The sequence below is a fragment of the Nocardia sp. FDAARGOS_372 genome, assembly GCF_002554515.1.
Classification (GTDB): domain Bacteria; phylum Actinomycetota; class Actinomycetes; order Mycobacteriales; family Mycobacteriaceae; genus Nocardia; species Nocardia farcinica.
The window spans coordinates 635,019-655,993 of sequence record NZ_PDDW01000001.1 but is presented as its reverse complement, the minus strand read 5'-3'; the positions used below and the strand labels follow the sequence as shown (position 1 = coordinate 655,993).

General features: G+C 70.9%; 16 protein-coding genes. 5 read left to right on the top strand and 11 right to left on the bottom strand.

Annotated elements, in window-relative coordinates; genetic code table 11:
- Positions 1-2: 2 nt before the first annotated feature.
- Positions 3-743 carry an oxygenase MpaB family protein gene (locus CRM89_RS03305; RefSeq protein ID WP_060592253.1) on the bottom strand — a complete coding sequence of 247 codons (741 nt, stop codon included), beginning with the start codon at positions 741-743 and terminating at the stop codon, positions 3-5.
- A gap of 437 nt (positions 744-1,180) precedes the next feature.
- Here CRM89_RS03305 and CRM89_RS03300 point away from each other — a divergent pair, with 437 nt between their 5' ends.
- Complete coding sequence (locus CRM89_RS03300) at positions 1,181-1,732, top strand: hypothetical protein (RefSeq protein WP_098083188.1); 552 nt, start codon at positions 1,181-1,183, stop codon at positions 1,730-1,732.
- Between the two features lie 164 nt (positions 1,733-1,896).
- On the opposite strand, the gene thiI is transcribed toward CRM89_RS03300, so the two are convergent.
- Positions 1,897-3,129, bottom strand: a complete 1,233-nt coding sequence (gene thiI, locus CRM89_RS03295) for a tRNA uracil 4-sulfurtransferase ThiI (RefSeq protein WP_098083187.1) — start codon at positions 3,127-3,129, stop codon at positions 1,897-1,899.
- Positions 3,130-3,287: 158 nt separating this feature from the next.
- On the opposite strand from thiI, the gene CRM89_RS03290 reads away from it, so the two are divergent.
- A complete protein-coding gene (locus CRM89_RS03290; protein WP_228792595.1) occupies positions 3,288-3,746 on the top strand; it encodes a hypothetical protein in 459 nt (152 codons plus the stop codon).
- On the opposite strand, the gene CRM89_RS03285 is transcribed toward CRM89_RS03290, so the two are convergent.
- Together CRM89_RS03285 and CRM89_RS03280 are read right to left on the bottom strand one after the other, a co-directional pair.
- Positions 3,652-4,944 (bottom strand): mechanosensitive ion channel family protein, encoded by a 1,293-nt coding sequence (locus CRM89_RS03285; RefSeq protein ID WP_229434959.1) that lies wholly within the window; start codon positions 4,942-4,944, stop codon positions 3,652-3,654. The two genes, CRM89_RS03290 and CRM89_RS03285, sit on opposite strands and share 95 nt — an antisense overlap.
- A gap of 211 nt (positions 4,945-5,155) precedes the next feature.
- A complete protein-coding gene (locus tag CRM89_RS03280) occupies positions 5,156-6,238 on the bottom strand; it encodes a CdaR family transcriptional regulator (RefSeq protein WP_172964432.1) in 1,083 nt (360 codons plus the stop codon).
- A 454-nt stretch (positions 6,239-6,692) separates the two neighbouring features.
- Here CRM89_RS03280 and CRM89_RS03275 point away from each other — a divergent pair, with 454 nt between their 5' ends.
- Positions 6,693-7,727, top strand: coding sequence for an ABC transporter ATP-binding protein (locus CRM89_RS03275; RefSeq protein ID WP_041560858.1), 1,035 nt, complete (start codon positions 6,693-6,695; stop codon positions 7,725-7,727).
- A 7-nt stretch (positions 7,728-7,734) separates the two neighbouring features.
- Here CRM89_RS03275 and CRM89_RS03270 read toward each other — a convergent pair whose 3' ends face one another.
- Complete coding sequence (locus CRM89_RS03270) at positions 7,735-8,313, bottom strand: sigma-70 family RNA polymerase sigma factor (RefSeq protein ID WP_228791472.1); 579 nt, start codon at positions 8,311-8,313, stop codon at positions 7,735-7,737.
- 284 nt (positions 8,314-8,597) lie between these two features.
- A complete protein-coding gene (locus tag CRM89_RS03265; protein ID WP_098086865.1) occupies positions 8,598-10,679 on the bottom strand; it encodes a TerD family protein in 2,082 nt (693 codons plus the stop codon).
- A gap of 193 nt (positions 10,680-10,872) precedes the next feature.
- Between CRM89_RS03265 and CRM89_RS03260 the strand changes: the two genes are divergently transcribed.
- The gene (locus tag CRM89_RS03260; RefSeq protein ID WP_098083185.1) at positions 10,873-12,912 is read left to right on the top strand and encodes a M3 family metallopeptidase; all 2,040 of its coding nucleotides are present in this window, start codon (positions 10,873-10,875) and stop codon (positions 12,910-12,912) included.
- Positions 12,913-13,012: 100 nt separating this feature from the next.
- Positions 13,013-13,237: a hypothetical protein gene (locus CRM89_RS03255; RefSeq protein ID WP_041560041.1), complete on the top strand. Its 225-nt coding sequence runs from the start codon at positions 13,013-13,015 to the stop codon at positions 13,235-13,237.
- 6 nt (positions 13,238-13,243) lie between these two features.
- On the opposite strand, the gene car is transcribed toward CRM89_RS03255, so the two are convergent.
- The 5 genes from car to CRM89_RS30010 form a co-directional block, all read right to left on the bottom strand.
- Positions 13,244-16,714 (bottom strand): carboxylic acid reductase, encoded by a 3,471-nt coding sequence (gene car / locus CRM89_RS03250; RefSeq protein ID WP_098083184.1) that lies wholly within the window; start codon positions 16,712-16,714, stop codon positions 13,244-13,246.
- Between the two features lie 85 nt (positions 16,715-16,799).
- Positions 16,800-17,558 (bottom strand): acyl-[acyl-carrier-protein] thioesterase, encoded by a 759-nt coding sequence (locus CRM89_RS03245; RefSeq protein WP_060592270.1) that lies wholly within the window; start codon positions 17,556-17,558, stop codon positions 16,800-16,802.
- A 62-nt stretch (positions 17,559-17,620) separates the two neighbouring features.
- Entirely contained in the window at positions 17,621-19,039 is a 1,419-nt protein-coding gene (gene der / locus CRM89_RS03240) for a ribosome biogenesis GTPase Der (protein WP_060592272.1), read from the bottom strand.
- Positions 19,036-19,734: a (d)CMP kinase gene (cmk, locus tag CRM89_RS03235; RefSeq protein ID WP_041560856.1), complete on the bottom strand. Its 699-nt coding sequence runs from the start codon at positions 19,732-19,734 to the stop codon at positions 19,036-19,038. Before cmk ends, der begins: the two co-directional genes overlap by 4 nt.
- A 35-nt stretch (positions 19,735-19,769) precedes the next feature.
- A complete protein-coding gene (locus tag CRM89_RS30010; RefSeq protein WP_107646852.1) occupies positions 19,770-20,969 on the bottom strand; it encodes a pseudouridine synthase in 1,200 nt (399 codons plus the stop codon).
- Positions 20,970-20,975 lie beyond the last annotated feature (6 nt).

Sequence of the window (20,975 nt, the reverse complement as noted above, 5' to 3'; positions counted from 1 at the left end):
ACTCACACCCGCGCCGAGGCGACCAGCCGGGCTCGCGGCGTGAGCACTCGCATGCCGGACTTCACCGCGCGGGCATAGGCCGCGGTGGCGGGGCGGTCGGTGGGGTGGCGGGGGATGTCCAGCAGGGCGCGGGTGCGGTCGTGGAGGAGGGTGCGGAGGGCGAAGTCGGGGAGGGTGCGGGGGATCCAGGTGTCGGGGTGCAGGAGCTGGGGAGCGAGTGCGGTGGTGTCGGGGGTGACGGTGAGTTCGGTGGCGCAGATCTCGGCCAGATAGTCGGTGAAGGCGGGCCAGGTGCCGGGCATGGGGCGGGCGGAGATGCCGTAGCGGCGGTACCAGGCGCAGCACTGGGCGTAGAGGGTGTTCTTCTCCTCGGCGGACAGGGGGCGGTCGAAGGTTTCGATGGCGGTGACGAGGGTGTCGACGTAGGTGGCGTGCTGGAAGAAGAACAAGTCGGGCGTGAGGCCGTTGTAGCGGCGGCCGCGGCTGTCGACGCCACGGACGAGTTCGTGGCCGTACAGGATCGCCGCGTGCGGGTCGCAGGGGGTGTAGGCGAGGTGGATCATGCGGGAGACCACCCGCTTCTTGTGCGCCCACAGCGCGGTGGGCGCGTGCTCGACGATCGCCGCCGCGACGGACGGGTGCAGGATCTGCAACCCGACCGCACGGGGCAGCGTCAGGGCGAAGCGGCGGTCGCCGAGATAGCGGCCGAGCAACGAATCACGTGGTACTGCGGGAGTTTTCATACGCAGCTCCGCTTCCGTTCGATTACAAGCGTCGCCGACCACCGAGGCCGCACGCGCGATACTATGAGATAGTTGCGTTATCATCGTCTCACAGGCGATCCGCAGGGGCGGCAGCCACTTCGGAGCGCACCGGCGGACCCCTACCGAAAACCACCAGTACGTCTTCATCGACGGCCGCGACTCGACCGCGCCGGGCGGATCGAGCGCGACGGATCCTTCTGCCGGAAATTGCCGACAACACAGACTGATTCGGCGGACAGGTGATTCACGCGGCATCGATCGGGAACGGCTGGAGTGGACCCGAAGTGGTCGGACGTTGCAGCTATCTCACCTCGGTGCTATACCAAATCTATGTCCTAAGACTTAGATTTTCTCAAGCATCCTGTGAAGAAGCGGGCCGTCCAGCACCGACACCACACCCCGTTCCGGAGGTTTGCATGACTCACACCCTCGGCCATCCCGCCGCCACCGGCGCGGTGCCGCCCACCCCACCGACCCCGGTCCCGCACCCGGCCGCCGCGCACACCGTGCAGCGGCTGCCTGCCGTGCCGGATCGGCCCAGCGAATGGCATCCCGGCATGCTGTGGTGGGATGCGAGCACCGTGCTGGTGACCCGTCCCGATCCCGCGGGGCACTGGCCGACCACCGCGCACCTGGTGATTCCGATCGACCGCGGCAGGCTCGCCTTCCGTGTCTCCTCGCATTCGCCGGAAGCGCAACAGCTGGTCCGTGATCCGCGGGTGATCGTGCAGGCGGGCAACTGGCGCGGCAAGCCCGCGGTCGGCTCCCGTCAGCACCAGGGCCTTGCCGAATTGATCCCGGCCGGACCGCTGTTCGACAAGATCGACGCGGGCCTGCGCACCAAGTACGGCATGCGCGTCGGCTTGGCGCGCATGTTCCACAACGTCGCGATGGGCTCGACCCCGTACGGCGACACCGCGGTCGTGGTGACCGTCCACGAGGTCTCCCCGCTTCCCCCGTCGGCGTGAGCACCGCAGATCTCCGCAGCGATCGGCGCGGGCGTTCACCCCGAACGTCCCGCGCCGATTCGCGTCTCCGGCGGAAGCCGCGGGTCGGCTGCCGCACCCAATGGGCCGCCGTCGCCGACGGCGGCGGCGGCCGTCGCACAAGCCGGCGCGGCGGTGCGCTCACCTCACCCGGCGACAACGGTGGGCCGGGCGACCTTCGCGCGCGGCGGCTCGGCTCCGCGGACGCGGCCGGGGGTGAGCACGGTGACGTGCTCGAGCGCCTGCTCGACCAGCGTGTCGATGTCGGCGCGCTGCTCGATCACCCGCAGATCGGCGGGGTTGGTGCGGGTGGCGACCTCGCTGGGCGCGAGCAGGCTGCAGCAGTCCTCGTCGCGGAGCACCGAGATCTCCGCGGTGCCGATGCGCCGGGCCTCGGTGATGATCTCCTGTTTGTCCCAGCCGATCAGCGGGCGCAGCACCGGCAGCGTGCAGGCCTGGTCGGCGGAGACCAGATTCGACAGCGTCTGGCTGGCCACCTGCCCGAGGCTGTCGCCGGTGACCAGGGCGTCGCGCTGGCGACGGCGCGCGAGTTCCTCGGCGATCCGCAGGTAGAGCCGGCGCCGGGCGACGATCTGGAGTTCTTCGGCGCCCGCGGTCGCCAACGTCTTCTGCGCGTTGCCGACCGGCACGACGTAGAGCCGCGCGGGCGTCTGATACCGCCCCAGCTCCCTGGCCAGCGCATACGCCTTGTACATGGAGCTGGGGTCGGTGTACGGGGCGCCGGTGAAATGAACGAAGTCGCAGTGCAACCCGCGGCGCATCGCCCGATAGGCCGCCACCGGCGAGTCGTAGCCGCCGGACAGCAGCACCAGCGCCCGCCCGCTGCATCCCACCGGCAGCCCGCCCTGGCCGGGCAGCCGCTCGACCGAGACGAAGATCTCCCGCCGATCGACCTCCACCAGCACCGGCACCTCGGGCGCGGCCAGATCCACCCGCCAACCGAGTTCGGCACACACCCGCGCGCCGATGTGCGCGGCGAACGCGTCGGAGGACATCGGGAAGTCCTTCCAGCGTCGCCGCGCCCGCACCGCGAAGGTCGGCACGGGCGCGCCGGGACGCTCGGCGTGCCTGCGCCGCAACAGGTCGACGGCGGCGGCGGTGGCGTCCTCGACGGTGGGCGGCACCGACAGCGCGGGTTGCACCACGCTCAATCCCATCACCTCCTGCAGGCGACGGGTCAGCTCGGCGGGATCGCGGTGCTGCGCCGACGCCACCAGGAACCCACCGCGGCGCCGGATGAGCACGGGCCCGCCCACGGCATGCCGCAGGTTGCGCACCAGGCAGTTCTCGAACCAGCCCTGGTTACGCCCCTTGACCGCGATCTCGCCGTATTTGGCCAGCACGCAGAATCCGGACATCTGCCACCCCTTTCGCCGTCGGTGACCGTCTCGTTCGCCTCCTATCCTGACAGCGCGGCCGCGGCCGGTGCCGCACCGCCGCCGATTCGGGGCCCCCGCGCGGGGTACAGCAGCTATGCCGTCGTGTTGACAGCTTCCGACTCGGAGGAGAACGAAACATGAATCTCGATCGCTCGTACTGCACTCGCTCGCTCCTGATCGCCGGCGCACTGGTGGCGGGCACCGTCCTGGCCGGGTGTACCGACGACAACGACACCGACACCGGCAACGCCACCGAGACGGTGACCATGGTGCCCACCACGACCGAGGGTGCTCAGACCACCACCGAATCGGAGACCGAAGCGGTGACACCGCAGGCCGCCCAGCAGCTGTGCGACATGATCCAGTCCGAACTGGACAACTGGCGCGGGCAGGGCGCCACGGTGGCGAAGGTGAGCTTCAACGGCACCGTGCAGAACTGGGCCGCGCGCAACGACGGCCTCAACGACGACGTGATCCGCGACCGCACCATCGTCGACACCGTCACCACGCAGACCTGCCCGGATGTGCGCCAGCAGGCGCTCGAGGTGCTCGAGGTGCCGGATCTGGCCTCGGCACTGGTCGGCTTCGGCGGATAACACCCCCGACCGGTCCCGCGGTGGGGGCCGTCGCCGACGGCACGCGACGGCACGCGCGGCCCCCACGAAACCGGCCCTCCCGAAACCGGCCCCGACGAACCGGCTCAGACGCGCGCGCCGTCCGTGGCCGACACCAGTTCCCGGCGATCCGGCGCCGCGGTCTCCCGGCCGTGGTGATCGCGGTCGGGATCTTCGGCAGCGCCTGCGGATGATGCTCGCGCAGCCAGCCGAGCAGTTCCTCGCGCACCGCGCAGCGCAACGTCCACGCGTCGTCGGCGTCGGCGGCCGTCATGGTCGCGCGCACGACGATGTTGGTCGGGGTGCTGTCGGTGACCACCAGGCCGCAGTCGCGGCCGTCCCAGTCCCTGCGCTGTCGCAGGTACTCGCGCAGATGCTCGCGCAGCAGCGGGATCGGGGTGCTGTGGTCCAGGTGCAGGTAGACCGTGCCGGTGATCTGTGAGCCGCCGCGCGACCAGTTCTCGTAGGGCTTGCTGTTGAAGTAGGAGACCGGCATGGTGAGCCGCCGGTCGTCCCAGATCCGCACGGTGAGGAAGGCCAGCGTGATCTCCTCGACCGTGCCCCACTCCCCCTCCACCACGACGGTGTCGCCGATCTTGACCGAATCGCCGAAGGCGATCTGCAGTCCTGCGATGAGGTTGCTCAACGTGGACTGGGCGGCGACGCCCGCGATGATGCCGATCACGCCCGCGGAGGCCAGCAGCGAGGTCCCCAGCGCCCGCAGGCTCGGCACCAGCAGCAGGATCACCACCGCGGCGGTGGTCACCGCGAGCAGGAACGTCACGATCCGCCGCACCAGGCCGAGCTGGGTGCGCAGCTGACGCACCTTGGCGATGTCGCGGGTGCGGTCGGCGTAGGCGCGCAACATGTTCTCCGCCGCCGCGTCGACGCCACGGACCACCAGCCAGGCCGCGGCCATGATCGCCGTGGTGGCCAGCAGATTGCGGATCACCGCGTCCTGGCGCAGATTCAGTTCGGCCAGCGGATAGGTGCCGTGCAAGGCGACCGCGCCGAGGAACACCTGCAGCGGCAGATGGACGCGCCGCAGCAGGCCGGGGAGCGCGGTGCCGGGGCGTCTGCGCGCGCCGTAACAGAGCAGGCGATCGATGAGCAGTCCGAGGGTGACGGTGCCCGCGAGGGTCACCGCGAAGACGATCAGGGGCCGTAGTACTTGCTCCACCGGGTGGAACTCCTTGTCCGTCGTCGCCCGGCGCGCCGCGCGACCCGGAAGTCGTTCCCCGCGAAGATGGTTGTGCGGATGACGGGCGCGCCGAGGCTGTGTCGTTCGGCGGTCCTCGCAAGGACGTACCCGCCGGACGGCGGGTCACCACACCGTGCGGATGTGGCGAATGCCACCCGGGCGTGTCCACGCCGTGGTGGCGGCCGCGCGACTAGCCTGCGTGCTCCCGGTAGCTGCGCGCCACCAGCGCCGCCCGCAGATAGCAGATGCCCCTGGCGTCGCCGGGGTCGTAGCCGGTGAGCCTGCCGATGCGGCGCAGGCGGTAGTCCAGTCCGTTGGTGTGCAGGTTCAGCATTCGGGCGGTGCGTTGCCGGTTCAAGCCGTTGCCGATGTGGCAGCGCAAGGTTTCGAGCAGCTTCGGTTGCTCGTCGAGTGGGTCGAGCACGGTACCGAGGTAGTCCAAACCCGGTCCGGGGCGGGTGATCTGGTATTCGAGGGCCAGTTCCTCGAACCGGTACAGGGCCGGGCCCATGCGCAGCCGGTGCACCATGTCGAGCAGTTCGTGCGCGCGGTCGGCGGCGTCGGGGATCTCGTCGCGGGGCACGGTGACCGCGGTGGCGGTGAGCGGGCCACCCGCCGCCTGCGCGGCCGCGGCCATCAGGCGTTCGAGGTTCGTCCGGTCGCTGACCGGCACCAGGACGGTGCCGCCGTCGCGGCCGAGCAGCGAGAGCACGTGGCGGCCGCGTTCGGCGAGTGCGATGCGCACCCGCTGGGCGAGCCGGCCGCTCTCGCGCGGCGCCTCGTCCTCGGCGGCGGCGAACGACATCGCCACCACCGCGTAGGTCTCGGCGACCTCGACGCCCGATTCGCGGACCAGGACGGGGTCGACCCGTCCGCCGAGCAGCGCGGCGGTCAACGTGTCGACAGCGCTGTGCTGCTGCGTGCCGATTGCGCCCGCCTCCTCGAGGTAGCCCACCGACACGGCCACCGCGGCCTGCTCCAGCACCTCCCACAGCCGCCGGTCCACGCCGTCGCGGCCGGTGCCGTGCGCGGCCTCGACGGTCGCGAATTCCTTGTGCACGCAATCGAAGACGATGCGGTGCACGGTGCCCAGTGCGACGCCCTCGCGGGCGCAGGACGCCGCGGCCGCGGCCAGTCTGGCGGCCGCCGCCGCCACGTTCTCCTCGCCGAGGATGCCGACGGCCAGGTCGTGGCAGGCGCGGGACAGCGGCGCACCAGCACTGCCCGACGGTGCGCGCCCGGTGCCCGGCATTCCCGACAAGTGACCGATCATTCTTCTCTCACTCGGCGCCGGATCCGCGCCGCGCCCGACACGGATCGGTGCACCGTCGGACACCGGACCGAGCCGGCGCCCCTGTGCGGCTGTGGTCATCCACCGACCCCCATCCAAAACCGAAACCGAGAACGAATATCAACGTTACGCGACCTCATCGGGAGGTTCAACGGGCGGTGCACACCTCCCGGCGACTCGGCGGACGCACCACAGGGCCGCAGACGCACCGGGTGCCTGCCGCGTGAATCCGCTCCGGACGCGGCCGCCCCGCCGATCCGTCACCGCCGATCGAAGTGAACCTATATTCTTGTGTATGGAGAGGCCGCGCCGACAACCGCACCACCGCGGGTAGGTGACGGCGCACAATTCCGGAAACACGGAAGATGCAGTAACTTGTCGTCCACAGGCCCTGGATGCGCGCGCGATGGCCGTCGTGGGGGGCTCACCGGAGAGCATGGAGGTTTGCGTGGGCGTCGAGGTCAGGACCGAGGGTGTGACGAAGTCCTTCGGTTCGCAGCGTATTTGGCAGGATGTTTCGCTGACGCTGCCCGCCGGTGAGGTGAGCGCCCTGCTGGGTCCCTCGGGTACGGGTAAGTCGGTGTTTTTGAAGTCGTTGATCGGGTTGCTGCGGCCGGAGCGTGGGTCGATCTACATCGGTGACACCGATATCACGACGTGTTCGAACAAGGAGCTCTACGAGATCCGCAAGTTGTTCGGTGTGCTGTTCCAGGACGGTGCGCTGTTCGGGTCGATGAACTTGTTCGACAATGTGGCCTTCCCGTTGCGCGAGCACACCAAGAAGAGCGAGTCCGAGATCCGCAAGATCGTGATGGAGAAGCTCGAGCTGACCGGTCTGTTGGGTGCGGAGGGCAAGCTGCCGGGGGAGATCTCCGGTGGTATGCGCAAGCGGGCGGGGTTGGCGCGGGCGTTGGTGTTGGATCCGCAGATCATTCTGGTCGACGAGCCGGACTCGGGTCTGGATCCGGTGCGTACCTCGTATCTGTCGCAGTTGTTGATCGATATCAACGCCCAGATCGATGCGACGATCCTGATCGTGACCCACAACATCAATCTGGCGCGGACGGTGCCCGACAACATCGGGATGTTGTTCCGGCGTCAGTTGGTGATGTTCGGGCCGCGTGAGGTGTTGTTGACCTCGGAGGAGCCGGTGGTCAAGCAGTTCCTCAACGGTCGCATGATCGGTCCGATCGGTATGTCGGAGGAGAAGGACGAGGCGCAGATGGCCCGCGAGCAGGCCATGGTCGATGCCGGTCATCATCACGGCGGTGCCGAGGAGGTCGAGGGCATCATCCCGCAGATGCGGGCCACGCCGGGCATGCCGGTGCGGCAGGCGGTGGAACGGCGGCGGGCGCGGGTGCGCGAGATCATGCACACCCTGCCACCGGCCGCCCAGGCCGCCATCCGCGAATCGCTGAACGAAAACGACGACACCCAGGTACTGCCCGCCTATTCGGACTCCCCCCGCTGATCCCGGGTCAGTTCGCGGCGGCGCGCAGCGATGCCTCCAACTGCTGCAGTCCGCTGCGGATGCGGGTCTTCACCGTCGGCAACGGCACGTCCAGGTGGGCGGCCACTTCCCGGTAGGTGCGCCCGCCGTAGTAGGCCAGCGCGATGGCCTCGCGCTGCACGGCGCTGAGGCCGCGCAGGTATCTGGCCACCTCGAGGCGCTCCAGCCGCTGCACCGCGGCCTCGGCCACCACGTCGTAGGCGGCGCTGGAACTCGTTGCGCCGTAGGTCGATTCCCGGATTCCCGCCGCGGCTTCGGCCCGCACCCGGTCCACCGCCCTGCGGTGGGTCAGCATCATCAGCCACCCGACCGGGGAACAGAGGCGGCGATCGTAGCGGTCGGCGATCGACCACACCTGGAGAAAGACCTCCTGGGTGGTCTCCTCGGCCGCCGCATGCCCCCGCAGCACCCGTAGTGCCGTCCGGAACACCCGGACATTGGTCGCCCGATAGAACTGCGTGAACGCCTCCCGGTCACCGGCGGCGATCTGCGAGAGCAGTGCCGCCAGATCCGGCCCTTCCCCTAGCGGCCGCCCAGGCGCCCTCATGGCGACCGCTCCCGTATTGTTCTCAGGCTCACACTCGTCTGGCATGGTGTGGACTCCTGCTGAAATGTCTTTCCCGACCCGTCGCGCCGAACGGCGCGCCACCAGCAATGCTCCAGCAATGCCGCCGCCCCCGCTGCGAAAGTCCGAATTTCTCCGACAATTCGTGTTTAACCGGGAAATACCTCGACAAATCGGACCATACGATCGAGCATGCTAGGTCCGAACCCGATACATCACCGTCCGCACCCGACAACCACACGATTGCCGGGTGCTCGGAGACAGCGTCAGTCCTCGGCGGGCACCATGTCCGACTGCTTCGGCGCCGCGGGCACCCACCCCCGCAGCGGTTGTACGACCCCGCCGTAGAAGGCATCCATCGCTCCGGTGACGCTGGCGACGAAACTGGCCGCGGTCCCCGACCGCCGACTGCCCATCGGAAAGGACTGCTCGAGGGAAAACGACACGATGGTGCCCGCCCGCCCCTCGGTCAGCACCTTCGGCGTCGTCCGCACCGTCGACAGGTGCTCGCACGCCTCGTTGCCCTTCTCCGAGAACACCGCCTCCACCTGGACCTCGCCCGGTGCGTCGGCGAGCTGACGCAGCAACCAGCTCAGCCGACGCCCCGACGTGCCCTCGTTCGGGGCATCCAGGGTGGTCCGGCAACGCACTCGGTTGGTGCGCAGGTCGGCGACCACGACCAGGTCGCCCGCCGTGTCGGGGATGCGCAGCACGGCCTCGAACACGCCCTCGGCGGCCAGCCGCTCCGCGACGGCGGCGTTGCGGGCGGCCGGATCCGTCCGGTACTTGCGCGCCAGGACATGCTTGACCGTGACACCGAGTTCCGCCGTCATCCGCAGCGCCAGGTGACGCGAGAGCGAGGACCAGGTCTCGGCCACGGTGAGCGCCTTCTGGTCACCCGCGCGGAGGGTGCCCGCCAGCACCCCGTCGCGCACCGCGACCCAGTGCCTGCCCATGTCGACGAACTCGGCGGCACCGGAACGGGGATGGTCCAGGTAACGCAGGAACTCCGCGAGGATCCATGCCTGCAATTCGTTGTCGATGCCGCCGTGGGCGACCAGCATGCGTGCCTCGTGCGCCACCTCCGACCACGACAGGTGCCGCAGCGCGACCTTGGCCAGCTTGCGGCGGTCGACGTCGACCGGCAGTTCGCCCGGTCCCGCGGGCACGTCGTTGGACAGGCTCACCACGACGTCGTACTTCTTGCGGCGCGCCACATCGAGGTAATTCTCGAGCTGTTCGCGGCGCAGCCTGCCGTTGCCGGTCTTGACCTCGAGCAATCCCGTCCACACCCGGCCACCGCGCACCACCTTCAGCACCGCGTCGGGCACCACCTTGGACTCGCCACGCTCGTAGGGCACCTCCACATAACCCTCGAACACCCCTGCGGGCGCACCCATTCGCGCGCAGATGGCCCGCGCGAACGGCTTGACGGCCTGCATGGTCGAGATCAGTGCGGAGGTCGCGCGGCGCTCCTGCTCCTCCCCCGCGCCGACGCCGATCACGGAGAACAACCGGGCGGGCTGCCAGCCGTCGTGCTCGGCGAGGGTGAACTCGAGCGGCTTCACCTTCTTGGGCGCTCGCTTGGTGGTCCGCACCCCGCGACGGGCCGCCGCCGGGCGCTGGGCCGGCTCCGGTACCTGGACGGCATCGACCGAACGCGGGCCGGCGTCCTCGGCCGGCGGTTCGACCGACCGCCGAGCATCCGATTCCTGCCGAGGGGTGTCCTGCGGCTCCCGCGCGGCCGAGGCGGGCTCCGCGGGCGACGTCTCGATGCTGCCGTCCGGGCCCTCGGGAGCCTCGGCGCGCTCGCCGTCGTCGTCGATCGCGACGCCGAAATCCGTGGCCAACCCGGCCAATCCGCTGTCCCAGCCCTGGCCGACAGCGCGCACCTTCCAGATTCCGTGGCGCCGGTACACCTCTCCGAACACGAACGCCGATTCGGTGGTGGCGTCGGCGGTCACGTACTCGGCCAGCGACATCCCGGCGGCGTCCACCACACGCAAGGCCAGCTTCCCCAAGTCCCCGAAGGTTCCGGCACCGACACTGCCGACCAGCGCGATGCGGTGCACCCGCTCGCTCACGGCGGACAGGTCCAGCGCGATTCTCGCCTGCGCGCCCTCTTCGGTCGTGCTGGCCCCGAGGAAGCACACCGAGCCGTCGGGCGACTCCGGCTGGTTGTAGAACACGAAATCGGCGTCGTCACCGACCTTCCCGTCCGCCCCGAGCAGCAACGCCGACGCGTCCACCTCCACCTCGGATTCGCTCCAGCCGAGCACGACATCGACTCGTTCCACATCGTCCGGCAGCGGCACGTTCTCGCCTTTGGACAGCATCGGAGACATCACGTTCACCCTTCGACGATCGGTTGGTCCTGCCCCACGGGGCCAGGTCCACTCCGACGCGCCCCCTGAAAGTCGCTCACGTTCGGAGTCGACGCAGTCGCTATCGGCCGGAAGTACCGCGGTGTTACGTGGCTCACAGGAGGTCCGTCTCGCATCGGCGCGGCCGGGGTGGGTGGGGGCGGCTTAGAGTCGGGGGATGAATCCGTTCTTCGAACGCAGTGCGCTGCCCTACGAGTTGCCGCCGTTCGCGCGGATACGGGAGGAGCATTTCCTACCCGCGTTCGAGCGGGGGATGCGCGAGCAGTTGGCGGAGGTGGCGGCGATCGCGGGGGACGCGCAGGCGCCGACGTTCGCGAACACGGTGGTGGCCCTGGAGCGCTCGGGGGCGGTGTTGCGGCGGGTACGCGCGGTGTTCTTCGCGCTGGTCTCGGCGGATTCGACGCCGGGGATCCAGGCGATCGAGGCGGAGGTCTCGCCGCGGCTGGCCGCGCATCACGACGCGATCCACCTGAACGCGGAGTTGTTCGCCCGGATCGACGCGCTGTACGAGCGGCGCGCGGAGCTGGGATTGGACGCGCAGGATCTGCGGCTGCTCGAGCAGTACCACCTGGAGTTCGTGCGGGCCGGTGCGCGACTGGACGCGGGGGGACAGGCCCGGCTGCGTGAGCTGAACGCCGAATTGGCCGCCGCCGCCACCCGTTTCGGCCAGAACCTGTTGGCGGCGACGAACGCGGCGACGGTGCTGGTCGAGCACGAGCGGGAGCTGGCCGGGCTGGCGCCCGCGGCGGTGGCGGCGGCCGCCGAGCAGGCACGGGCCCTCGGCCACGAGGGCTGGGCGTTGCGGCTGCAGAACGTCTCCAACCAACCGGTGCTCGCGGAGCTGAGCGATCGGGAGCTGCGCCGCCAGGTGCTCGACGCCTCGCTGGATCGCGGTTTCGGCACCGACCCCGACAACGCCGCGACGGCCGTGCGGATCGCCGCCCTGCGCGCCGAGCGGGCCGCGCTGCTCGGCTTCCCCGATCACGCGGGGTACGTGGTGGCCGACCAGACGGCGGGCACCGCCGAGGCGGTCGAGGAGATGTTCGCGCGGCTGGTCCCGCCGGCGGTGGCCAATGCCGAGCGCGAGGCCGCCGAACTGGCCGCGGCGATGCGTGCCGCGGGCGCGGGCGACGAGCTGCGGGCCTGGGACTGGCTGTACTGGTCGGAGCGGGTGCGCGCCGAACGGTTCGCGGTGGACGGTGCGGCGCTGCGGCCGTACCTCGAGTTGGAGCGCGTGCTGTGGGACGGGGTCTTCCACGCGGCCGAGCGGGTCTACGGCATCACCGTCCGCGAACGCGCGGACCTGACCGGCTATCACCCGGACGTGCGGGTCTTCGAGGTGTTCGACGCCGACGGCAGCCCGCTCGGCCTGTTCCTCGGTGACTACTTCGCGCGCCCGTCCAAGCGCGGCGGGGCGTGGATGACGGCGCTGGTGGATCAGTCCACGCTGCTGGGCACCCGCCCGGTCGTGACGAACGTGCTCAACATCGCCCGGCCGCCCGAGGGTGAGCCGGTGCTGTTGACCTGGGACAACGTGCGCACCCTCTTCCACGAGTTCGGCCACGCCCTGCACGGGCTGTGCTCCGACGTGCGCTACCCGTATTTCTCGGGCACGGCGGTGCCGCGCGACTTCGTCGAGTTCCCGTCGCAGGTCAACGAGATGTGGATGGACCACCCGGAGATCCTGGCGCGCTACGCCCGCCACGTCGAGACCGGTGCGCCGATGCCGGCGGAGTTGGTCGAACGCCTGCGCGAGGCGGCGCGCTTCGGCGAAGGGTTCCGCACCGTGGAGTACCTGGCGGCCGCGCAGCTGGACTGGGCCTGGCATCGGGTCGCCGACCCGGCCGCGCTCGACGGCGTGGACGCTGCCGCTTTCGAGGAGCAGGCGCTGCGCAAGGCTGGGCTGGCGCTGTCGGCCGTCCCGCCCCGCTATCGCACCGCCTACTTCGCGCACATCTTCTCCGGCGGGTACGCGGCGGGCTACTACTCCTACATCTGGAGCGAGGTGCTCGACGCCGACACCGTCGAATGGTTCATTGACGGCACGGCGCCGATCCGGGACAAGGGCGAGATCTTCCGGCGCACGCTGCTCGCACGCGGCGGCTCGGTCGACCCGATGGCGGCGTTCGCGCAGGTCCGGGGGCGAGAGCCGGACATCGGGCCGCTGCTGGCCCGGCGCGGCCTGAGCCGGACGTGACGGTTGTCTCAGAAATAGCTGCGTGCCGATTCTCCGGGCGCCGGTGTCCCCAGAACAGGGGCGTCACCCGAGGCGCACCCGTGACTGCGCGGAGGATGCCATGTTGCTGGAAGCTAGCCCGAAGCGCCGTGCCGTGCGGCCCGCCGCGGGCGGCGCACGCCGCGGACGCGTCGAGCGCGGCACCGCGGTGCTCGCCCTGATCGCCGCCGTGGCCTTCGCCGTGGGCGTGGGCGCGCTGAGCCGCTCGATGACCACCGGCCTGTTCGCCGGTGCGAGCATTTCCGCGGGCGTGCCACTCGCCCTGGCGATGCTGCCGCGCCCCTGAGCGCGACTACAGCAGTCCGTGCAGGCGGAGATCGGCGACGTACTTCTCGATCAGCGCGCGCGTCAGGTGCGGGATGTCGCCGTCGGCGGTGATGCCTGCGGCCCGCACCGCCGCCCGGAACTCCGCGGCGGGCAGCGCCGAGCCGCGCAGCGCGGGCACCGGCCTGCGGTAGGCGTGCAACAGCGGGAGCAGCGAGTGTTTGCGCTGACGTTCGGGCAGGGCGTGCAACGCCGTCTCGAAGCGGGTGACCCACTCGCTGTGCTCGGGGATGCGTTCGATGGGATGTCCGGCCTCGATCAGCCAGTCCACGAAGGTGTCCAGGCTGATGCCGTCGTCGTGCGGGTTGAGCACGTCGTAGGTGTGGAATCCCGCGGTGCGCGCCCCGAGCGCGGTGATCGCGGCAGCGGTGAAGTCCGCGGGCAGCCCGTCGTAGTGGGCGCGCGGGCGCTCGCCGGTGACCGTCGCGGCGTGGAACGAGGCGGGCGCGATGCCGGTGACCAGCAGGCTGAGCAGCAGCCGCGTGAACACGTCGGGAATGTTGAGCTGTCCGGCGAAGCTGCCGTGGGCCAGGATCATGTCCGAGCGGAACACCGCCACCGGGAGATCGAAGCGGTCGTGCGCCGCACGTAGCAACACCTCGGCGGCCCATTTGCTGTTGCCGTAGCCGTTGGCGTAGCCGCGGTCCACCGTGCGGATCGGGCTGATCACGCGGATGTCGCCGTCCTCGGCGAACCGGTCGGCGGGTATCTGCGCGGCGACGGCGACCGTGGACAGGAAGTCGATCGGCTTGCGCCGCTCGGTGAGCGCGAGCCGCAGGATCTCCGCGGTGCCCGCCACGTTGGGCCCGAACAGCTGCCGGTAGGGCAGCACGTGGTTGACCAGCGCGGCCGGGTGCACGATGTGCTCGACCTCGGCGGCCAGCCGTCGCCACGTGGCGGCGGCCAGGCCAAGGCCGGGCTCGCCGATGTCGCCGGCCACCACGGTGAGCCTGCGCTGGGCCAATTCCTTGAAGCGGCGCACCAATTCGGGATCGCCGCTGTCGAAGGCGGCTTCCAGGCGGGCCAGCGCGGCGGCCTCGTCCGCGCCGCGCACCAGGCAGATCAGCCGTCCGTCGACGCGGTCGAGCCGTTCCAGCCATTCCAGGCACAGAAACCGGCCGAGATAGCCGTTGGCGCCGGTCAGCAGCACCACTCGGGGCTCGGCGACCGGCGGCGCGGCGGTGGCCGCGGCGGCCAGCTCCTCGGCGTCGAAGAACTTCTCCAGGGCGAGGTCGGTGGCCCGGATCAGGGCCTGGTCGGGATGCACCCGGTCGAACAGCGGTGTCTCGGTGCGGTTTTCGCGTTCCGCGGCGATGTGGACGGCCAGGTCACGGAGGTCGGTCGCGGGGCCGGTGATGACGCCGACCGGCACCTCGACGGCGAAGATCTCACGCAGCAGGTTCGACAGCGCCAGCGCTGCCAGCGAATCGCCGCCGAGATCGGTGAAGTGCGCGGCGGGGCTCAGGTCGCTCGCCGTGCCGCCGAGGATCGCGGCGGCCGCGCGGGTGACGGTCTCGAGCACCGGACGCTGCCCGGCCTCGCGGCGCAGCGCCACCAGCTCGTCCTGCTGGGCCGCGGCCAGGTCGGCGTAGAGCTGTTCGAGCCGGTCGCGGTAGCGCGCCTCGACGGCGGGACGCAGGATCTTGCCGATGCCCGAGAGCAGCCCGGATTCGGTGGTGAACGGCTCGGTCTCGATGAGGAAGTCGCGCGGGATCTCGTAGGCCTCCAGCTCGGCGTCCCGGCCGATGTGCTGCAACGACTCCGCGATCCGCGTCTTCAGCGTGGCCGGATCGCCCGCCAGCGCCTGTCGGCTCGGCACGATCACCGCCAGCAGATAGGCGCGTTCGCTGTTGCCGTAGACGAAGATCTGGCGCACCAGCGGACTGTTGGCGAAGATCGCCTCCAGCCGGGCGATGGTGACGAACTCGCCCTGCGCCAGCTTGAGCACATTGTTGCGGCGATCGACGTAGACGAGCCGGTCCGGCGCCAGTTCGGCGACCACGTCGCCGGTGCGGTAGAAGCCGTCCTCGTCGAAGATCTGGGCGTTGAGCTCGGGCCGCCGGTAGTAGCCGGGGATCATGGTGGTGGTCTTGAGCAGCAGCTCGCCGCGCGGATGCGGCTTGTCGGTGCGGAAATAGCCCAGTTCGGGCACGTCGGCGAGCCGGTAGTCCAGCACCGGCGGCCTGCGCACGGTGTTGTCGATGACCACGCTGCCGCCCGCCTCGGTGGAGCCGTAGCCGTCGTGCAGGGTCAGGTCGAGCACCGATTCCATGAACGCCTTCAGCTCCGGGGCCAGCGGCGCGCTGCCGCACACCACCGAAAGCAGCCGGTCGCCGAACAGTTCGACGCGCAGGTCGGCCTTGACCCCCCGGTTGTCGTCGGCCTGGCGCCGCAGCCGCTCGGTCTGGAATCGTTGCAGCACCATCTCGCACACGCGCGGCACCACGAACAGCTCGGTCGGCCTGGCCAGCGCCAGATCCTCGAACAGCGTGGACATGTCGGCGCGCGCGGTGAAGTAGGCGGTGCCGCCGCGCGCGAGTAGCCCGAACAGCGCCAGCCGCCCGGCGACGTGGCTGAGCGGCAGGTAGTTGACGGTGAGCGCGGCGACCTGCGGCTGGCCCAGCCACATCAGCGCGACCAGCCGCTCGGTGTACATCGCCCCCTTGGGCGTGCCGGTGCTGCCGGAGGTGTAGATCAGCAGGGCGAGCCGGTCGTCGCCGTGGCCGTCGTCGATCACGGCCGGCGGCAGCGCCCGGCCGCGGTCCTCGACCTCGGCGAGCGTGCGCACGCGCACACCGGTACCGGCCAGCCGCGCACACGCCGCCTCGTACACCGTGCGCTGCGCGTCGATGGCGGGATCGAAGTCGAACACGTGCAGTGCCCGTGGCGTGGCCCCGGCGAGCACACAGGCCACCGCGTGCGGCAGGGTGTCCAGGCCGGTGGCCAGGATCGCGGGCGTGGTCTCGGCCAGGATGGCGGTCAGCTGCGTCACCGATGCGCTCGCCTGCAGCGGCACCGCCACCGCGCCCGCCCACACGCAGGCCAGGTCGACGACGGCGTAGTCGGGGCTGGTGAAACCCAGGGTCGCGACGAATTCGCCGGGGCGAAGACGGGTTTCGTCGTCGTGCTGCCAGGCCGCGGCCACCGCGCGCAGCCGCAGGCCGAGCTCGCCGTAGCTCATCGTCGTGTACTCGGGCAGCAACCGTGCCACGCTGGCACCGGTCGCGGCGTCGACGGCCGGCTGCACCGAGCGCGCGGCCAGCGCGGGCCGGTCGCGGTAGCCGTCGACCACGGTGGCGACGAGCTCGCGCAGCCGCAGGCCCGGTTCCCGCAGCGCCGTGCTGATCGCCTCGTCCGGCCGCGCGTCGCGCACCTGCGCGTCGTCGGCGTACAGGGCGGCGATCCGCTGCCGCAGACGCGTCGCTCGTGTGGATTCCACCGTTGGCCTCCCGGGGTGAAGCGGACTACCCCGAGCACGTTAGCTCAACTAAGAACCGTCGTTAACAATCAACCCGAGATCGGTGTCAGAGCTTGGTGACCCGGGCGACCGCGCGGGGCTGCTCCCCCACCGCCAGCCAGGCGTCCAGCGTCCCGCCGGTGCGCAGGCCGAGCAGCCGCACCTGCTCCCCCGCGCGCAGCGGCTTGGCGTATTCCACGATCACCCGGTGCGGTCCGGCGATCAGGTCGGCGTGCCGGTCCAGCAACTCCTCGAGCGCGCTCAGGTACACCGCGTTGTTGACGTGGTCGAGCAGATCGATGTCGGCCACCCGCAGCGGGAACGGCCGCTCCTCCACCCCCGGCGCGTCCGGTGCCGGCATCGGGTCGGTGAGCGCGGCCTGCCAGCGCAGCCGGTGTTCGGTGGTGGTGGCCAGCATGGGCGCCATGAACCGGTCGCTCATCCGGGAGGGCACCGCGCTGTCGGGGGCGAAGTGGATGAGGAAGGCCTCGGTCTCGATCGATCCGCCACCGCTGCCCTCGATGCGCACCCGCATGTTGCACCAGCGGTTCGACAGTGCCGAACACCACCGTGAGAGCGTGACGTGCTCGCCCCAGCGCACCGGCTCCAGCACGTCGATCACCGTGCGGCGGACCACCCAGCCGCGATGGTTCGCCCCGTCGGCCACGGCGTCGAGATGTTCGAAGCCGATGTCCTGCAGGTAGCGGGCGACCGCGTCCAGGCGCAGCCGCTGCTCCCGGTCGGTGTCGGCCAGTCGGACCGGCCAGTGGGTGCTGAACGGGGTGTAGTCGGTCGGGCACGGCGCGAGCACGCGGGGAATGACCATGTCTGCGATGATGCCAGGCCCGAGCGCGGCGGTCCGGCGAACGCCGCGCTACCGGACCGTGCTCACTTGCGTCCGCGCTCGCGCTTCTCCCGCACGCGCACCGAGATGCGCACCGGCGAGCCGTCGAAGCCGAACTCCTCGCGCAGCCTGCGTTCCAGGAACCGTCGGTAACCTGCCTCCAGGAAACCGGTGGTGAACAGCACGAAGGTGGGCGGCCGGGTGGCCGCCTGGGTGGCGAACAACACCCGCGGCAGCCTGCCGCCGCGCATCGGCGGCGGGGTGGCCGCGACGACCTCCTTGAGCCAGTTGTTCAACCGGCCGGTGGAGATGCGCTTGTCCCAGGACTCGAGCGCGGTCTCCATCGCGGGCACCAGCTTCTGCACGGCGCGACCGGTGTGGGCGGAGATGTTGACGCGCTGCGCCCACGGCACCCGCACCAGCTCCCGGTCGACCTCCTTCTCCAATTGCAGGCGGCGGTCCTCGTCGACCAGGTCCCACTTGTTGAACGCCAGCACCAGCGCGCGCCCGGAGTCGGCCACCAGGCTGATCACCCGCAGGTCCTGCTCGGTGATCGGCTGGGAGGCGTCGATCAGCATGATCGCCACCTCCGAGGCCTCCAGCGCCGACTTGGTGCGCAGCGAGGCGTAGAACTCGGTGCCGCTGGCATTGGAGACCTTGCGGCGCAGGCCCGCGGTGTCGACGAACTTCCAGATCTTGCCGCCCAGTTCCACCAGCGAGTCCACCGGGTCGACGGTGGTGCCCGCCACGTCGTGCACCACCGAGCGTTCGTCCCCGGCGAGCTTGTTGAGCAGGCTGGACTTGCCGACGTTCGGCTTGCCGACCAGCGCGACCCGGCGCGGGCCGGTACCGCCGGTGCCCTCGCGCGGGGTCTCGGGCAGTACCTCGAGCACGTCGTCGAGCAGATCGCCGGTACCGCGGCCGTGCGCGGCGCTGACCATGCGCGGTTCCCCGAGCCCCAGCGACCACAGCGCGGCGGCCTCGGCCTCGAGCCGCTGGTCGTCGACCTTGTTGGCGACCAGGATGACCGGGATCCGCGAGCGCCGCAGCTTCTTCACCGCGGCCTCGTCGGTGGCGGTCGCACCGACGGTGGCGTCGACGACCAGCAGGATGGCGTCGGCGGTCGCCATCGCCAGTTCGGCCTGCCGGGCGACCGCCTGCTGCAGCCCCTTCGCGTCGGGCTCCCAGCCGCCGGTGTCCTGCACCAGGAAGCGGCGGCCGGCCCAGGTGGCCTCGTAGGAGACCCGGTCGCGGGTGACGCCGGGGATGTCCTCCACGACCGCCTCGCGGCGGCCGAGGATCCGGTTCACCAGGGTGGACTTGCCGACGTTGGGGCGTCCGACCACGGCCAGGGTCGGCATCGCCTGCTGCGCCTCCCCCTCCTGCTCGCCATCGAGATCGGCGATCTCCCAGTCGGATTCGTCGCTCCAGACGCCGTCGCCGGCGAGCACGTCCTCGCTCATTGTGCACTTCCTGTCGAAATCTGTTGTGCCACCACGCGCGACAGTTCGTCGATGACCTCGTCCATGGTCAGCTCGCTGGTGTCGACCAGCACCGCGTCCGCGGCGGGACGCAGCGGGGACACCGCGCGGGTGGAGTCGAGGGTGTCGCGCCGCTGCACGTCGGCGAGCACGGCCGCGTAGTCGTCGCCGCGGCCCTCGCGGATGTTCTGCTGGTTGCGCCGTTCGGCGCGCGCCTCGGCCGAGGCGGTCAGGTAGATCTTGGCGTCGGCGGCGGGCAGCACCACGGTGCCGATGTCGCGGCCCTCCACCACGATGCGGCGGGCGTCCGCGGCGATGTCGCGCTGCGCGGCCACGAGCAGGTCGCGCACCTCGGGCACCGCCGACACCGCGGACACGGCCTTGGTGACCGCGTCGCCGCGGATCTCGGCGGAGACGTCCTCGCCGTCGAGTTCGATCACCTCGCGGCTGGGGTCGGTGCCGATGGTCAGCGGCAGTTCCTTGACCGCGGCCGCGATGGCGGCGGGATCGGTGAGTTCCACGCCCGCGCGCAGCACGCGCAGCGTCGCCACCCGGTACATCGCACCGGTGTCGAGGTAGCGGGCGCCGAGCCGGGTCGCCAGCCGCCGCGACACGCTGGACTTGCCGGTGCCCGACGGCCCGTCCATCGCGACCACCAGGGGCGTGTCCTCCGACATCGCGCCGGGGGCCTCGACCGGGATCTGCACACCGTTCACAGCGACACCGCCTCGTAGAGTTTGCCGATTTCGTCGCGGCCGAGCACGCGCAGGGTGCCGGGCCGTTGGTCGCCCAGCGCGACCGGGCCGATGTGGGTGCGCACCAGCCGGGTCACCGGGTGGCCCACCGCGTCGAGCAACCTGCGCACGATGTGCTTGCGTCCCTCGTGCAGCACGATCTTGACCAGCGAACGGCCCTCGCCGAGTTCGAGCACCTGGAAGCGGTCCACCTTGGCGGGGCCGTCCTCGAGCTCGATGCCGTCGCGCAGCCGCTTGCCGATCACCTTGTGGTGGACTTCCCCGTGCACGGTCGCCAGGTAGGTCTTGGAGACCTCGAAGGACGGGTGCATCAGCCGGTGCGCCAGATCGCCGTCGTTGGTGAGCAGCAGCAGGCCCTCGGTGTCGGCGTCGAGGCGCCCGACGTGGAACAGGCGCTGCCCGGCCGCGATCCGCTCGGCGACGATGTCGCCGACACACGGGCGGCCCAGATCGTCGGACATGGTGGACTGCCAGCCCTTCGGCTTGTTCAGCGCGACGTAGACCTGCTCGTCGCGCACCACCACGCGGACACCGTCGACGCGGACCACGGCGGTCTGCGGGTCGATGCGCAGGCCCTGCTCGCGCACGATGACGCCGTCGACCTCGACCCGGCCCTGGTCGATCATCTCCTCGGCGGCGCGACGCGAGGCGACACCGGCCTTGGCGAGCACCTTCTGCAGCCGTTCGCCCTCACCCCACGGCAGTTTCGCCGGGCCGTCGGTGTGCTTGGGCTCGACGTTCTGGCGACGGGCCGGTTTGGCGTTGCTCAGCAGCGGAGCGACCGGAGCCTGCCGTTGCGGCTTGGGATTCTTGGCCTTCCGGGCGGGTGGCGATGCGCTCGGTGCACCGGGACGGCCGGTGCCCTGCGCCGCCGGGCGTCCCGCGCCGTGGCCGGCCGGGCGTCCCGTCCCCTGGGCGCCGGTGCGCGCCGCGCCCTGCCCGGTGGAACGGCCCGCGCGCGGTGTGCCGCCCTGGGGTGCGCGGCGCGACCCGCCGCGCTCGTCGTTCTCCCACGGTGCGCCACCGCGGGGGGCGCCGCCGCGCTGGGCGGCCCTGGCGCCGCGCGATCCCGCGGCCCGCGCTGCCCCGCCCCTGGCGGAGTGCGCGCTGTGTTTCCTACGATCCGGTGTGCCATCTCGGCGAGCGGGCGTATTCATGTGTCC